The organism is Tetragenococcus solitarius NBRC 100494 (genome assembly GCF_001544195.1).
GTDB lineage: Bacteria > Bacillota > Bacilli > Lactobacillales > Enterococcaceae > Tetragenococcus > Tetragenococcus solitarius.
The window spans coordinates 22778-38162 of sequence record NZ_BCPY01000007.1 but is presented as its reverse complement, the minus strand read 5'-3'; the positions used below and the strand labels follow the sequence as shown (position 1 = coordinate 38162).

14 protein-coding genes are annotated in these 15385 nt (G+C 36.2%); 3 read left to right on the top strand and 11 right to left on the bottom strand.

The window, feature by feature from the left end:
- Window positions 1-68: 68 nt before the first annotated feature.
- The 7 genes from TS1_RS03705 to TS1_RS03675 all read right to left on the bottom strand — a co-directional run bounded on the left by TS1_RS03705 (window position 69) and on the right by TS1_RS03675 (window position 7744).
- The gene (locus TS1_RS03705; protein ID WP_068707964.1) at window positions 69-2147 is read right to left on the bottom strand and encodes a DNA topoisomerase III; all 2079 of its coding nucleotides are present in this window, start codon (window positions 2145-2147) and stop codon (window positions 69-71) included.
- Complete coding sequence (locus TS1_RS03700) at window positions 2080-2457, bottom strand: DUF1033 family protein (RefSeq protein WP_068707962.1); 378 nt, start codon at window positions 2455-2457, stop codon at window positions 2080-2082. Before TS1_RS03700 ends, TS1_RS03705 begins: the two co-directional genes overlap by 68 nt.
- A gap of 340 nt (window positions 2458-2797) precedes the next feature.
- The gene (mnmA, locus tag TS1_RS03695; RefSeq protein ID WP_068707960.1) at window positions 2798-3919 is read right to left on the bottom strand and encodes a tRNA 2-thiouridine(34) synthase MnmA; all 1122 of its coding nucleotides are present in this window, start codon (window positions 3917-3919) and stop codon (window positions 2798-2800) included.
- Window positions 3920-4542: 623 nt separating this feature from the next.
- Window positions 4543-4881, bottom strand: coding sequence for a DUF1831 domain-containing protein (locus TS1_RS03690; protein ID WP_068707957.1), 339 nt, complete (start codon window positions 4879-4881; stop codon window positions 4543-4545).
- A gap of 56 nt (window positions 4882-4937) precedes the next feature.
- Window positions 4938-6083, bottom strand: coding sequence for a cysteine desulfurase family protein (locus tag TS1_RS03685; RefSeq protein WP_068707955.1), 1146 nt, complete (start codon window positions 6081-6083; stop codon window positions 4938-4940).
- A gap of 86 nt (window positions 6084-6169) precedes the next feature.
- Window positions 6170-7141 carry a ribose-phosphate diphosphokinase gene (locus TS1_RS03680; RefSeq protein WP_068707946.1) on the bottom strand — a complete coding sequence of 324 codons (972 nt, stop codon included), beginning with the start codon at window positions 7139-7141 and terminating at the stop codon, window positions 6170-6172.
- A gap of 63 nt (window positions 7142-7204) precedes the next feature.
- Window positions 7205-7744 (bottom strand): C39 family peptidase, encoded by a 540-nt coding sequence (locus tag TS1_RS03675; RefSeq protein WP_068707944.1) that lies wholly within the window; start codon window positions 7742-7744, stop codon window positions 7205-7207.
- Between the two features lie 173 nt (window positions 7745-7917).
- Between TS1_RS03675 and TS1_RS03670 the strand changes: the two genes are divergently transcribed.
- Window positions 7918-9810: a M13 family metallopeptidase gene (locus TS1_RS03670; protein WP_068707942.1), complete on the top strand. Its 1893-nt coding sequence runs from the start codon at window positions 7918-7920 to the stop codon at window positions 9808-9810.
- A gap of 377 nt (window positions 9811-10187) precedes the next feature.
- On the opposite strand, the gene TS1_RS03665 is transcribed toward TS1_RS03670, so the two are convergent.
- The 3 genes from TS1_RS03665 to TS1_RS03655 are packed head-to-tail and all read right to left on the bottom strand — an operon-like array spanning window position 10188 to window position 11760.
- Window positions 10188-10880, bottom strand: coding sequence for a 5'-methylthioadenosine/adenosylhomocysteine nucleosidase (locus TS1_RS03665; protein WP_068707940.1), 693 nt, complete (start codon window positions 10878-10880; stop codon window positions 10188-10190).
- A gap of 24 nt (window positions 10881-10904) precedes the next feature.
- Window positions 10905-11189: a cell wall synthase accessory phosphoprotein MacP gene (gene macP, locus TS1_RS03660; RefSeq protein WP_068707938.1), complete on the bottom strand. Its 285-nt coding sequence runs from the start codon at window positions 11187-11189 to the stop codon at window positions 10905-10907.
- 1 nt (window position 11190) lies between these two features.
- Entirely contained in the window at window positions 11191-11760 is a 570-nt protein-coding gene (locus tag TS1_RS03655; RefSeq protein ID WP_068708058.1) for an NUDIX hydrolase, read from the bottom strand.
- A gap of 192 nt (window positions 11761-11952) precedes the next feature.
- Between TS1_RS03655 and TS1_RS03650 the strand changes: the two genes are divergently transcribed.
- Window positions 11953-12612 carry a 5-bromo-4-chloroindolyl phosphate hydrolysis family protein gene (locus TS1_RS03650; protein ID WP_068707936.1) on the top strand — a complete coding sequence of 220 codons (660 nt, stop codon included), beginning with the start codon at window positions 11953-11955 and terminating at the stop codon, window positions 12610-12612.
- A 74-nt stretch (window positions 12613-12686) separates the two neighbouring features.
- Window positions 12687-13886: a toxic anion resistance protein gene (locus TS1_RS03645; protein WP_068707934.1), complete on the top strand. Its 1200-nt coding sequence runs from the start codon at window positions 12687-12689 to the stop codon at window positions 13884-13886.
- A gap of 57 nt (window positions 13887-13943) precedes the next feature.
- Here the strand turns inward: TS1_RS03645 and TS1_RS03640 are convergent, their stop codons facing one another.
- Window positions 13944-15326 carry an APC family permease gene (locus TS1_RS03640; RefSeq protein ID WP_068707932.1) on the bottom strand — a complete coding sequence of 461 codons (1383 nt, stop codon included), beginning with the start codon at window positions 15324-15326 and terminating at the stop codon, window positions 13944-13946.
- Window positions 15327-15385 lie beyond the last annotated feature (59 nt).

The window sequence follows — 15385 nt, the reverse complement described above, 5'->3', positions numbered from 1 at the left end:
ATAACGTTTTCTTTATTCAATTACTTAATAAAAAAACATCAAGCATTAAAAACTTGATGTTTTTTATTTTAATCTTCTTTATTCATTGCTTCTTTTAAGGCAATAGCCAATGGACTTTCTTCTGGTTCTTCTGGTTTTGAATATTTCTTTAACAGCCGTTTTTCCTCTTGCTTAGTCATCTTTTTCTTTTGTTCTTTTTTATTTGGGATTTTTTCAGTAATCCCGTCAAATTTGCAACGGAAATAAGCACCATTTTTTCCTTCAATAATTTCCATTTTTTTATGGCATTGTGGACAACGATGGTTACTTACCTTAGGATCCTTGCGTCGATGATACTGACATTCGGAATTGGTACAAACATAGATTTTACCATTACGTGTGTTTTTTTCACGCAAGAAAGAACCACACTCTGGGCATTTCTTTTGTGTCAAAGAAAAGTCTTGATATTTTTGTTGGCTTTGTTTTACTTCTTGAACGAGTTGCTTCGTATCTTTTTCAATTTGCACTAAAAACTTATGACTAGAAAATTTACCTTGGGCAATTCCTTCTAGCTGGTCTTCCCATTTTTTGGTTAAATCAGGTGTTACTAAAGAAGGGTTCACTAAATCTAAGAGCTGTTTACCTTTGGGCGATACCTGCAAACCGCTTGGTGTTCGTTCCATTAATTCAGACCGAAGCAGCTTTTCTATGATTTCTGCCCGGGTTGCCGGCGTTCCTAGTCCAAATTTTTCCATTTTTGCCAACAAAGTCGCCTCATTCAAGGGTTTTGGTGGTTTAGTTAATTCTTTTTTAATGGAAAAATTTGGTTGAATTTTTTGGCCTTCTTGCCATTTCGTTACAGGTTCTGACTTTTCTTCGGCTGCTTTCCAACCTGGCTCAACGATCTTATTTTGTGTAAAGATAAACTTTTCTTTAGCAAATGCCACTGTGGCTTTTTGTTGAAGCTTCTTGTGGGGCTTGGCAAATAACATTAAAAAACGAGAGACAATCAGATGATAAATCTTTTGTTCATCGTTTGAGAACTTGGCTGCATTCGCACGCTGTTCTGTAGGAATTAATCCAGAGTGATCAGAAACTTTCGCATCGTTAAAGACCGCCTTTTGCTCAACCTTAGCTCCAGATTTGATATACTCTTTTACTTCAGGCGCAAAATTGGCCACAGCTTGCAACCGTTCTTTCATCGTTTTTTTCATATCATTTGTTAAATACTTGCTATCTGTACGCGGGTAAGTAACTACTTTATGTGTTTCATAAAGACTTTGTACTAATGAGAGTGTTTTTTTAGCTGAAAAGCCATACCGCTGATTCGCTTCTCTTTGAATTTCGGTTAAATCATAAGGCAAAGGAGCATTTTCTGTCTTGGTTTTTTCAGTCACTGATACGACTGTCCCAGCGTGTTGACTTAATTGTTCCACTAAATTTTGCGCTGTTTGTTGAGCCTGTAATTCATATGGATTTTTTTGCAAGCGTACTGCTTTTTGTCCGGCAACCTCTAATTCAATCACATAATAGGTTTGTGGACGAAACTTATCTATTTGTTTTTCTTGTTGACGTACAAACGATAATGTCGGCGTTTGTACTCTTCCAGCGCTTAAACTATCCTCATACTTTACCGTTAACGCTCTAGAAATATTTAAACCAACAAGCCAATCCGCTTTTGCTCGAGCTAGAGCCGACTCATATAATGCCTCATACTCTTTGGCTGGTTTTAACTGTTTAAAACCTTCCTTTATGGCCTTGTCCGTTTGCGAAGAAATCCACAAGCGTTTAACTGGTTTGTTAAAATGAACCCATTCCAGAATCCAACGAGCGACTAATTCGCCTTCTCTTCCGGCATCTGTCGCAATAACAAATTCTTTTATGTCTTTTCTGTGGGCTAATTGTTTAATCGCTTTTAATTGCTGCCCAGTTTTGGGCAAAGGTTTAATCCCGATGTCTTTAGGCACCATCGGTAGTGTCTCCATCTGCCAACTTTGCCAATTTTTATTGATATCTTCTGGCATTTTTAGGCCCAATAAATGACCGAGGGCCCATGTGACAATCACATTAGGGCCTTCGTAGTAGTTCTTTGTTTTTTTATTAGCGCCTAATACTTTGCTCAGGTCTTTGGCAACGCTTGGCTTTTCCGCTAGAATTAGTTGCTTCATAAAATTTCCTTTCGCTTTCGATTGTCAGTGGTTTATGATCTTCTAATAGTGCCAATCCCATATATTGTTGTAAATCATCATCGCATTCCTCGCACCAGCGCTCCTCACCATCGTTCCAAAAAGCACTTAAGAAGTTTGTCTTAGAATTGATATATGTATAGTTTTTACAAATTAATTCCCATTTTTCTTGAAAAAAACGGACGGCTTCATCCAACGATAAAAAGCTGGTCTCTTCTTGAATATCTTTTTCCCATTCTTCAAAAAACCACCATGGTTCATTATCTCCATACATGGTTATTACTTGATACATAGTCTCACTCCTTCATTATATCTCTTAGAGTCATGGTAGTGAGTTTTAAAAAAAGTTGCAATGAATTAGCTTGTGAAAAAGTAAGCCGCTGATTTTTATAACGTTGTTTCTGCAAAATTCTTGCCTTAAAAAATTGAGGAACGAACCAAGAAAAATTTTACTCAATAAATGAATAATGAGTGAAGAAATCCAGTTTCTTTACCCAATTAATCATTAAATAAACTAGAACCAGCACAATAGTTTTTCTAAGCTTTCTAAAAAAGTCTGCTTTCTTTATCAGTAAATAAGGAGGTCAAAAGTTTGTTAATGTTGAAAACTTTTGACCTCCTTCTCTCATCTCTTAAACATATTGTAAAGTTTTTTCCGCCTTATAAGCATGATCGATTAAACCGCCACCCAAGCACTCATCTCCATCATAAAAGACAACAGCTTGTCCAGGTGTAATTGCGCGGACTGGTTCGTCAAAAATCACTTCAGCACGTTCATTTTCTAATAAACGTACCGTTACTGCCGTATCTTTTTGACGATAACGGAATTTGGCTGTACAACGAAATTCGGTTGGTTTTTCTTCTTCGGTAGTAAAATGGACTTCACTTGCATCTAAACGATCCGCGTACAGCTCAGGATTTTCAAAACCTTGTCCTACATACAAGGTATTAGAAGCTAAATCTTTTCCAATCACAAACCACGGAGCGCTAGATTTACCACCGCCACCGATTCCTAGACCTTGACGTTGACCAATTGTATAATACATCAGGCCATCATGTTGACCTTTGATTTCTCCGTCAAGAGTCATCATATCGCCTTTTTGTGCTGGCAAGTAATGACTTAAAAATTGTTTGAAATTCCGTTCACCAATAAAACATACGCCTGTAGAGTCTTTTTTCTTGGCTGTCGCAAGTCCAGCTTTTTCAGCAATTTCTCGAACTTTTGGCTTTTCAATGCCACCTAAAGGAAACATTACCTTCGCCAATTGTTTTTGCGATAATTGACTTAAAAAGTAAGTTTGGTCTTTATTATTATCAGCGCCGCGTAACATATGTACGACACCATTTTCATCTTTTTCTACTTGAGCATAGTGTCCTGTTGCTACATAATCGGCGCCCAAATCCATGGCATAATCTAAGAATGCTTTAAATTTGATTTCTTTATTACACATTACATCTGGATTAGGTGTACGCCCTGCTCGGTACTCTGCTAAGAAATATTCAAATACTCGGTCCCAATATTCTTTTTCAAAGTTAACCGAATAATAAGGTACCCCAATCTGAGCAGCTACTTTGGCAACATCTTTATAATCTTCAGTTGCCGTACAAACGCCGTTTTCATCAGTATCGTCCCAATTTTTCATGAAAATACCGATCACATCGTACCCTTGTTCTTTCAACAAAAGAGCTGTAACAGAGGAGTCCACTCCCCCACTCATTCCGACGACAACTCGTGTATCACTGTTGTCTGTCATGCTATCACCATCATTTCAATATAGATTCTGAAACATCTACGATTTGAAGGTCGCAACTTTTTCAGTACTCACTATTATACAGCAGAACCCAAAGAATTTCACGCGAGGATTCTTAAAGTCAATAAATAATTAAAAGAACAAATATGAGGGAGTGAAAAGTTTGATTTACTCCCTATGTTTGAAAAGTTGGGGAATAAAATCTGAAAACATTACCTGATACGCTCAAGATAGGTAACAAATCGCTAAAACACTCTCCAACTTTTAGCAAAAACGAGGAAAAATAATTAAAATTGTTCAAAATAGCAAAAAGTCAGGGAGTGAAAAGTTTGATTTACTCCCTATGTTTGAAAAGTTGGGGAATAAAATCTGAAAACATTACCTGATACGCTTAAGATAGGTAATAAATCTTGAAAACACTCTCCAACTTTTAGCAAAAACGAGGAAAAATAATTAAAATTGATTAAAATAGCAAAAAGTCAGGGAGTGAAACTTCGATCTACTCCTCATGTTTTCAAACATGAGGAGTAAAAACGAAAAATACTCCCTGAAAATATAAAGTTAGCAATGATTTTCCCATAGTAAAATCTAGCAAAAAACTTGCAAATTTTGAATAATAAACTATTTTAAGCTTTTTCAAATAAACCTCGATCAATAAATGCATCCATCAAAAAGTAAAACTGCTCTTGTATTAATTCGTTCTTATTCTTAAAGATATTGACGGCTTTCAATCCATTAGCTGTAGTAACAGACATTTTTAATTTTTGAATATCCTTATCTACAGTGATTTTCAACTTAAGCCCTTCTTTGCTTTGGGGAGTTGCCTCCAGTGGTCGAATTAATTGAAAATTCCCACTCGATGTTTCAGTAAATCCATTATCTCGTAATGTATATTTTTTAGCTGTAGGAGCTAATTTGTAATTAGTCTTTGCGCCTAAAACTGTCGCTTTTTCTTGAAACGCCATTTTTTCACCTCATTAATTACTTTTAACTTCATTATAAAGGCTGGGAATCAGTTTTTCTAGTGTTTCTTTTTTAAACGTTTGACTGTATCAGCAATGGTTTGAGCAAATTGATCGACTTCTTCTTGCGTATTGCCATAACCAAAGCTGATTCGAACAGATTCGTTAATCGCTGTAGAATTTTTGCCATGCATTGCTTCAAGGACATGAGACGGCTCAACATTCCCTGCGGTACAGGCTGAACCAGTTGAAATAGCAAATCCCTTCAAATCCAAATGCATCAACAATAAATTATTAGACACGCCCGGAAATTGCAGGTTAAGTACATGTGACAATTTGTTTTTCGAATCTCCGTTTAGCTTATATTCAACGCCTTGAGCAGATAAAGCATCAAATAATCTTGACGAAAATTCGTAATATTTTGTTTGCTGGCTTTCTTGGACTTCTGAAGGCAAGAGTTCAATTGCTTTAGCCATTGCACAGATCGCAGGCAAATTTTGTGTGCCTGCTCGCTGTTTTTCTTCTTGTTCACCCCCATGCAGAAAAACAGGTAGTGATACATCATCACGTTTATATAAAAATCCGATCCCTTTAGGTCCGTTAAATTTATGAGCAGATGTACTCAATAAATCGACTTGTAGTTCATTAGGATAAACCGCGATTTTTCCGTAAGCCTGTACAGCATCAGTGTGAAAAACAGCAGGATGATTTTTTAACAGCTCTCCTATTTCAGCAATTGGAAAAAGGTTCCCTGTTTCATTATTAGCCATCATAATAGAGACCAATATTGTGTCTTCACGCAATGCTTTTTTCACGGTTTCAACAGCTAATTGTCCCTTTTTATCTACAGGTAAATACGTTACCTCAAACCCTATTTTTTCTAAGTACTTAGCCGTGTTTAAAACAGCTGGGTGTTCAACGGCTGTGGTAATAATATGTTTTCCTTGCGCTCGTTTTGCTAAAGCTGTCTCAATTAGCGCTGTATTGTCGCTTTCTGTGCCACCGCTATTAAAAATAATTTCATGTGGCTTTACTTGTAAGCTATCCGCAATTATTTGGCGCGCATTTTCTAATTTTGCTTGGCCGCTGCGCCCATATTGATGAATACTAGAGGGATTACCAAAAGTTTCTTTCATTACTTTCGTCATCTCTTCGATAACAGCAGGGTGCATAGGCGTAGTAGCTGCATGATCCAAATAAGTCATTTTTTCACCTTCTTTTATTTACAACTTAAACCTTTACTATAAAAAATACCAATGAAAAAATCAAATATTTTTCATTGGCGGCTATTTTATAAGAAATCTTTGTCTACCTTATTAAATAGAGGGCTCATCGGTGTATTGTCATGGATTCGTTTGACTGCTTCGCCTAAAAGTTTTGAACAAGTAATATAATTCATATTTTGAGGGTGACGACTTTTTTCCGTTAAACAAGAATCTGTCACACAAATATCAAGAATTTCTGATTGTTCCAGTGTTTCCTTTGCTCCATCAGAAAGTAGCGCATGAGAAGCACAAGCATAAACCTTTTTAGCGCCGTTTTCTTTTAAAAGTTCAGCAGCTTTTGCTAAAGTTTTCCCTGAATTTAAGATATCATCGACAAGAATACAATTTTTGTCCTGTACATCACCGATGACATAACCTTCGTCTGTCTCAACTTCGCCTTGATCAACAATGGCAATCGTTGTATCCAAATATTCCGCCAAGCTACGGGCACGCTGAACTCCGCTATTTTTAGGAGATACAACCACATAATCATCCTCTGTCATGTCTTGTTCCCGATAATATTGAGCAAATAATGGCATTGTAAATAAGTTATCTACAGGGATATCAAAAAAACCTTGAACTTGTACTGTATGAAGATCTAGTGTCAATACTCGTGTAGCTCCAGCTTCAACAAGTAGATTGGCAACCAATTTTGCCGTAATGGGTTCATGTGGGTTAGCAGTACGATCTTGTCGTGCATAAGCATAATATGGCAAAACAATATTAATCGTCCTAGCACTCGCACGTTTCATCGCATCAATCATGATCAATAATTCCATATAATAATCATTAACTGGTTGATTTGTTGCTTGGATGATGAAAGTATCTACTCCTCGCACGCTTTCTTCGATGCTGATAGAAATTTCGCCATCACTAAAACTTTTAATTGAACATTGCCCCAAATCAGTACCAAAAACCTGAGCTACCTTTTTTGCTAAGGGGATATTCCCATTCAAACTAAAAATTTTTAACGATTCATTTTCATATTTTGCGACCATGAGTGCCTCCAATTAAACTTTTTCTTTATTTTATCATATTTTCATATTCATTTGCTATGAATTTTAAGGTAAAGAAATCGTTCCATTTATCCATTTTGCCGGAATAATTTCCTGATAGTTCCCCCAGTTATCATGGACTTTTACATAACGTTTTCCTTCAGCAGTCTCTTTGTAAGCATACGCCACTACCCAATGATTACCATAATTGCTACCTAACAGCTGGTTTAATCCAATAATTACAGGTTTGCCTTGATTAATACGCTTAACCACACGTTGCCAACCGCCAATCATTGTTGCACGTGCTCGATAATTAAGACCAAAATAAGAAAAATAGCTTGATAAACCATGAGCTACTTGATAAGCGACCGTCGGAAAACCGCGTTTTTGAATAAATAAGCGTAAGTAATGCACCAAGTTTTCCTTATTTTTGCTATTTTTTTGTCGGATAAAACTTGGAACAATTGCGCTATCTATATGATCCTGATAAAAAGCTATTAGCACAAGTGCGGCATAACTTCCACACAAGCCATTTTCAGTCGTGGTCCAATTTTTATAAGCTTTAAATTTGTCTGCAGATAATCCGATCCACTGTTCTTTTGTCATAAGCATCTTCCTTTTCTATCATTATACAATATTTACAGACAAAAAGTTCTCTCAGTTGTCTTTTAGGTATATGTCAAGCTCATTTTGGAATACTACATTTATGAACAAAAGACAAGAGACTTGTTTCCCTTTTTTATTTGTATCATAATTAGTAGCAGAAACGGAGGAGAACAATGACAAACTTAAAAGACGACTTTTATGAAGCAATTAATGAGAATTGGTTAAAAACAGCAGAAATTCCAGCTGATAAGCCCGCAACAGGAGGTTTTCAAGATTTAGCAGAAGATATTGAACAACTTTTAATCAATGAACTAAATGAAATGTCTTCTAATGAAGAACGCCTTGCAAAAGGGAAGATGAAAGAAGCTGTAGCTTTTTATCGTTTAGCCAATGACTATGACAAAAGAAATGCGCTAAAAGCCTCCCCAATCAAAGATTTACTTAAACGTATTCATACCATTAATGATTTTAATGATCTTAATCAACAACTAGGTAATTGGCTTAAAGAAGGTCTTGCTTTACCTTTCGAATTTTTTGTTGACGCAGACATGAAAAATACCCAAGAACATACTTTATATCTAGCGCCAGCCTCTTTGATTTTACCCGACAAGACCTACTATGATAAAGACAATCAGCAAGGCGAGCAATTATTGCAAGTCTTTTTCGAAATGGCAGTCAAACTATTAAAATTAACTGGCTACAGTCAATCAGAAAGTGAAACGATTGCTGAACAAGCGCTGGCCTTTGATAAAAGCTTAGTCCCATATGTGCGTAATGCAGAAGAAAATGCAGATTATACTAAAATCTATAATCCACGTGATAAAAAGACAGTTATTGCTTATTCCGATCAGATTGATTTTGCAGCTGCTTTCGATGAACTCTTTGATAAAACTGTCGATCAAGTCATCGTTACTGAACCTGAATATTTTGAACACTTTAATACTTTTGTCACACAAGGACATTTATCTTTATTAAAAAGCTGGATGCTGACGCTAACAGTCTTTAGTTATGCGAATTATTTAAGTGAAGACTTTCGTCAAACAGCTAGTTTATATCGCCGTGCTCTATCTGGCATCGATGAATTACCGTCACAAGAAAAAGCGGCCTTTCATTTAACTTTAGGCCAATTCGACCAAGTGATAGGTCTTTATTATGGAAAAAAATATTTTGGCGAACAAGCCAAACAAGATGTTGAACATATGGTACGTTCCATGATCAAAATTTATAAAAAACGGCTGGAACAAAACGACTGGCTCAGTGAAGCAACGAAAGAAAAAGCCATTGTAAAATTGGACAAAATAGGAATCAATGTCGGTTATCCGGATAAAATTCCAGCTGTTTACGAAAAATTCATCACCAACAAAGACGAATCTCTTGTGGCGAATGTTCGTCGTTTTACTCAGCTTGCCCGAAAAGATCACTTTAAAAAATTCAAGCAGCCAGTAGATCGTAAGGAATGGGAAATGGCAGCGTCTACTGTCAATGCTTATTACAATGGTTCTTTAAACATTATTGTCTTTCCTGCTGCGATCTTACAAGCACCGTTTTATAGCCTTAACCAATCAGCTAGTGCGAATTATGGTGGAATTGGAGCTGTGATCGCTCACGAAATTTCTCATGCTTTCGATAATAATGGCGCTAAGTTCGATGAATATGGGAATTTAAACAATTGGTGGACAAAAGATGATCTATCCCACTTTGAGGAATTGGCGCAAGGAATGATTCAAGAATTCGACGGCTTAGAAATTGCTGGTGGAACAGTCAATGGAAAATTGACAGTTTCAGAAAATATTGCCGATGCTGGTGGGTTAAGTTGTGCTTTAGAAGCAGCCAAAAATGAAAAACAGACAGATTTAGAAGCCTTCTTTTGTAATTGGGCCAAAATTTGGCGGACCAAAGCTAAATCACAATATCAGCAGTTACTTTTAGCTATTGATGTGCATGCACCAGCAAAACTTCGCGCGAATATTCAACTTCAAAATTTAGATGATTTTTTCACTGTTTTTGATATTCATCCTACAGACAAAATGTACCGTAAACCAGAAGATCGTGTTAAAATTTGGTAATATCTGACAAAAAACGAAGGTAGCAAGATTTGCCGCCTTCGTTTTTTATTTAAACTATTGTCCTTTTTCTAATTATCAGACATTACTCAACCGAACTTTTGTCCTGTAAGCAAGGATAAGGACATAAGTAACAACTTCTTTTGTCCGATAAGTAAACAATTACAAGAAAATCCTTTTGTTTTTGCCGAAATTAGACATAAATTCGTAAAAATAATGGCTCATTTCTAGTTACCGGACATTATTCAGCTGAATTTTTGTCCTATTAGTCATTGTCGGACATAAGTAATAAACTTTTATGTCCAGTAAGCATGAATTTAACCCTAATGACCGATGTTTTCTCCTTTTAACAGATATTCAATAGGGTCTAGTCTAGCTCTTTAAATGGAATGGACAAATGTCATAACCATTTCGGCAGAACGCTGACCCGCTTGGTCAATAAATTCATCAAAACTTTGAGTTGCAGCATGGTCAGCAGTATCACTCATTGCTCGAATAACAACCACAGGCACATCGAACTGATAAGCCGTCTGCGCAATTGCTGTGCCTTCCATTTCACAACATAAGGCCCTAGGAAAATGAGATAAAATTTCGTTAATTTTTGCTTGATCATCAATAAAAGAGTCGCCGGTAACAATGAGCCCTTTTTTAATTGCAAGATCTGACTTTTCAGCTGCTTCAGCTATTTTTTTAACTAATGTGCTATCAGCTTCATAATACAACGGCATTCCCCCAGGAAGTTGACCATATTGATAGCCAAACCCCGTAGCATCTACATCATAATAAGCCAATTTTTCAGCAATTACTACATCGCCAACTGAAAGGCCTTCTCCGATACCACCAGCTGATCCAGTATTGATTAAAATATCTACTTGATATTGTTGAATCAAAAGGCTGGCTGTCAGTGAAGCTAATACCTTGCCAATCCCTGATTGGACAACGATTACTTCATGTCCGGCCATCTCGCCAGAATAAAAAATCGCCCCAGCTTTCTCCCATTTTTTTATTTCATTGAATGACTCAGTCAAAACTTTTACTTCTTGCGCCATCGCACCAATAATTCCTATTTTCATATATTTCTTCCCTTTTTGTTAAGTTTATAAAAAGAAAACCATCATTAACACAAGTACTAGTAATAAAAATACAATAACGATCCACTTCATCAAAAAACTGTTCATTTGCCGTGACCGTTGATTTCGACTAGAACGTGTTGTATTAATGGGTTTATTTTTTTTCAATTGTTTACGATAATAATTATCGATTTGTTTTTCTTTTTCCCGATAATCTGAAGCTGCTTGGTTTTGTTCCTGATGTTGTTTCTTTTCTTCTTCGTCACGATATTTACGCAGCTGTGCGCGCGATACAAGTGGGCCTTTTGCCATATCAAACACTCCCTTGAGCGACTAACAATTTCCACCACGTAATCGCATAAACTGTTTTAGCGTCACAAATCGTTTGATCTTTTACCGCTTGTTCGGCTTCTTCTAACGTTAATTCATAAAGCTCAATAAGCTCATCTTCATCTTGCGATTTAGGATGTGCCGCTTTTTTTATCTCATTTGCAAGGTAAATATGCATCATTTCGTTTGAAAAGCCAGGCGATAAATACATCGAAGCAATATGAGTCATAAAATCACATGTATAGCCGGTTTCTTCTTCTAGTTCCCTTTTTCCTGTTATTTCCGGATGATCATTTTCACCTGGGTCAATTTTACCCGCTGGAATTTCTAAGAGGACTTTTTCCAAAGGCTTTCTAAACTGACGTACAAATACCATTTTATTTTCTGGTGTAATAGCGATAATACCTACTCCACCTGCATGAAACACCAATTCTCGCTTAGAAGTTTGTCCATTCGGTAGCTTAACATCATCTAATGCTACATCAATAATTTTTCCATTAAATATCTCTTTTCGAGATATTGTTTTTTCTTCAAAATCTTCAAAATTCAGCATCATTTCACCAAACTTTCTTTTTTATCTTCGCAATTTCTTATATTTTAACACAAAAAAAGGTTATGTTTTTTCTAAATTATAGAAATACACCGCAAGTCGGATTCTTTTATTATCGATATCATGCTAGAATAAAAGAGTAGAAAGAAAAGATAGAAGCGTGTATATACAAGGATTTTAGGAGGTTTTAAATAAATGAAAAACTCAAAATGGGCATTATGGACTGGCATCATTTTAGGAGCCGTTTATCTGCTTATTATTTTTTCTGGAGAAGGTTTATTCGATTTATTCCCATTGATGTTTTTTATTGCTGGTGGATGCTTAATTTATTATGGTTTAAAAGGAAAACCGCAAAATGCTCACAAAAGTGAATTACCAGCATTGTCAAAAAAACGGGAGCAAAGTTATGTCAACGCTGGTATGTCCGATAGTGAGATTGACATGTTTCGGCAAACAATGAATCAAACAAAAAAGCAAATTATCCATCTACAAGCCACAATGAACCAAAGTGGGAAATTAAGAGCGGTCGACCTACGCCACGACACAATCAAAGCTGCCAAAGCTTTGTTTAAAGAAATCGTCGCTTCTCCTAAGCGAATGCCTGAAGCAAACCACTTTTTATACACTCATTTACCAAATTTAGTGGATTTAACTGATAAATTTGTTGAAATTAATGAACATGAAATTAAAAATCGAGATACCTACGAAAAAATCGAAGAAAGTATTCAAATTATCGATCAAATGGCTGCTCTAATCGCAATCGACTACCAAAAATTCGTAGCAGATGATTTGGATGATTTAGACGTAGAAATATCTATTGCTAAACAAAGTTTAAAACAAAATGGAAATTATTAAGAACACGAAGCTAGATAAAAGCTATGCTTTTATCTTCTTCTAATTTTCAGTCCATTGAAGGAGGAATAATTATTATGGCTACTCACTCTGATCAACCAACATCTGTTGATAAAACACTTGAAGACTTAATGGATGATTCGTTTACACCAGATTTAAACCAGCTGACAAATTCTCAGCAGAAAGAATTGTCTGAATTACACACCCAAGAACAAGCCCCACGATTAGTTGACAAATTGTCTGATGAAAGACAACAACAAGCTAAACAACTAGCTGATCAAATTGACGCGACCGATCAACAAGCTGTACTAAGTTATGGCACCAAAGCGCAAACAAAACTGAGTGAATTTTCTCAATCCATGTTAAACCAGGTACAAACTTCTGATATTGGTCCTATTGGAGATTCGCTTAATGAATTGATGTACCGATTGCAAGAAGCCAACCCCGATGAACTTCGAGCGGGAGAAGGCAATATTTTCCAACGGATGTTTGGCAAAGTCAAACAATCGATCTACGAAATTACAGCCAAATATCAAAAAATTGGTGCACAAGTAGATAAAGTTGCTGCTAAATTAGATAAAGAAAAGGAAGGTCTTTTAGAAGACCATGCTATGCTTGAACAACTTTATCAAAAAAATAAGGATTATTTTGACGCCTTAAATATCTATATTGCTGCTAGCGAGCTAAAAATGGAAGAATTAGAACAAAAAACAATTCCTGAAAGCATGGAAAAAGCTCGTCAAACTGGCGATCAAATGGATGTTCAAATCGCTAATGACTACGCTCAATTTTTAGACCGCTTAGATAAACGAACCCATGATTTACGTTTAACTCGAGAAATCACTTTACAGCAAGCTCCACAAATACGGATGATTCAAAATACAAATCAGGCATTAGCGGAAAAAATTCAATCATCGATTAATACCGCTATTCCTTTATGGAAAAACCAAGTGGTCATTGCCTTAACATTATTACGTCAAAAAGATGCGGTAACTGCTCAAAGACAAGTGTCTGAAACAACAAATGACTTGCTAAAGAAAAATGCAGAAATGTTAAAAGTTTCAGCTGTTGAAACCGCCAAAGAAAATGAGCGTGGAATTGTGGATATCGATACCTTGCAACAAACCCAAAACGATCTAGTAGAAACGATTGAAGAAACACTGCGTATCCAAAAAGAAGGAAAAGAAAACCGGCGTCATGCTGAAGTAGAACTTGGCGAGATGGAAGAAAATTTAAAACAAAAGTTAATCGAATTAACAACCAAAAAAGGTCAATAAAAAAGAGCTGATAAACTGCTTCTTAGAAGAACAAAATCTCCCAAGAAGCAATTTATATCAGCTCTTTTTTTTATTTAAATCACTATGCTGATAGCCATATCCAAAATAGATACACAACCCTAAAAGAAGAACTATGATAAAGACAATCCATGTGACCTTATCCAGACGTAACATTAAGAATAAACAAGAAATAACAGAAACAATCGGCAGCAAAGGAACAAAAGGTACTTTAAATTCGTCTTTTTTTGGCTGTCCCAACATTTTACGTAAACGAATCACACCTAATGCCATTAAGGCAAGACAAGCAAGGGCTGTAATATTGGTTAACTCCGCTAAAATATTTAATGGAAAAGCCGCAGCAAAGAACAGTCCAATCGCTCCTGCTAAAAAAGTAGCATTTTTAGGAGTACGACGCTTACTATCAATCTGCCGTAAAAATTTAGGCAATAAACCGTCTTTGCTAATGGAATAAATAAGTCTGGCTAAAGAATACAGCATAGAAATCGTGACTGTTAATAAGGTTAAAATTGTTCCAACAGAAATTACAGAGCCAATAAAATCTTGATTAATATAACGCATGGCAAATGCAACCGGGTCTGCTACGCCTAATTTTGAAAAAGGCACGATTCCCGTTAATATTAAGGTTACACCTACATATAAAATAGTGGCAATTAAAATTGAACCGATAATTCCGCGCGGAACATCTCTTTGTGGATTTTCCACTTCTTCAGCTGCCATTGAGATGGAATCAAAGCCTAAAAAGGCAAAAAACACTAAAGCTGCCCCATTAAAGACTCCTTGTATTCCATAAGGCATATAAGGTTGCCAGTTGTCTGGTTGAACAAAGAACACTCCGACAGCCACAAATAAAACAATTACGCCAAACTTTACCCAAACCATAGCATTGTTTAAGCGTAATGCTTTTTTAGCTTCTTGTGTCACCCATAACGTAACTAAAACCATTATTAGCGCAGCAATTAAATCAATGTAGGTTCCTTGTTCAGGATTATACCCTGCAGTTAAAGCCTGCGGAAGCTGGATTCCCCAATTACTCAAAAAGCCTTGAAAATACCCTGACCAGCCCGAAGCAACAGAAGAAACAGCTAACATATATTCACATATCAATAACCAGCCGGCAATCCAGGCAGTCAATTCACCAAAGACAATGTACATATAGCTATAAGGTCCACCAGAAACCGGCACACGTGAGGCAAATTCTGCAAAACAAAGACCATTTAAAATGACAACTAAGGCAGCAATAATAAAGGAAAATATGGAAGCAGGACCTGCATAATTCGCTGAAGCTTGTCCAGTAACAACAAAAATCCCTGTACCAATGATGGCTCCAATTCCTAGCATAATCAGATCTTTTAATTTTAATTCTCGTTTTAGTGTATTTACCGTATCTTTTTTTATCGATCTTTTCCGGAAAATTTCCATTGTTTTGCCTCCATTTTTCAATTCTTATCTATTATATAGATTTTTCTTTTTATTTTCAA

Coding starts and splice junctions, on each gene's coding strand:
- TS1_RS03705 (WP_068707964.1), bottom strand. CDS start 2,147: ATGAAGCAACTAATTCTAGCGGAAAAGCCAAGCGTTGCCAAAGACCTG.
- TS1_RS03700 (WP_068707962.1), bottom strand. CDS start 2,457: ATGTATCAAGTAATAACCATGTATGGAGATAATGAACCATGGTGGTTT.
- mnmA (WP_068707960.1), bottom strand. CDS start 3,919: ATGACAGACAACAGTGATACACGAGTTGTCGTCGGAATGAGTGGGGGA.
- TS1_RS03690 (WP_068707957.1), bottom strand. CDS start 4,881: ATGGCGTTTCAAGAAAAAGCGACAGTTTTAGGCGCAAAGACTAATTAC.
- TS1_RS03685 (WP_068707955.1), bottom strand. CDS start 6,083: ATGACTTATTTGGATCATGCAGCTACTACGCCTATGCACCCTGCTGTT.
- TS1_RS03680 (WP_068707946.1), bottom strand. CDS start 7,141: ATGGTCGCAAAATATGAAAATGAATCGTTAAAAATTTTTAGTTTGAAT.
- TS1_RS03675 (WP_068707944.1), bottom strand. CDS start 7,744: ATGACAAAAGAACAGTGGATCGGATTATCTGCAGACAAATTTAAAGCT.
- TS1_RS03670 (WP_068707942.1), top strand. CDS start 7,918: ATGACAAACTTAAAAGACGACTTTTATGAAGCAATTAATGAGAATTGG.
- TS1_RS03665 (WP_068707940.1), bottom strand. CDS start 10,880: ATGAAAATAGGAATTATTGGTGCGATGGCGCAAGAAGTAAAAGTTTTG.
- macP (WP_068707938.1), bottom strand. CDS start 11,189: ATGGCAAAAGGCCCACTTGTATCGCGCGCACAGCTGCGTAAATATCGT.
- TS1_RS03655 (WP_068708058.1), bottom strand. CDS start 11,760: ATGCTGAATTTTGAAGATTTTGAAGAAAAAACAATATCTCGAAAAGAG.
- TS1_RS03650 (WP_068707936.1), top strand. CDS start 11,953: ATGAAAAACTCAAAATGGGCATTATGGACTGGCATCATTTTAGGAGCC.
- TS1_RS03645 (WP_068707934.1), top strand. CDS start 12,687: ATGGCTACTCACTCTGATCAACCAACATCTGTTGATAAAACACTTGAA.
- TS1_RS03640 (WP_068707932.1), bottom strand. CDS start 15,326: ATGGAAATTTTCCGGAAAAGATCGATAAAAAAAGATACGGTAAATACA.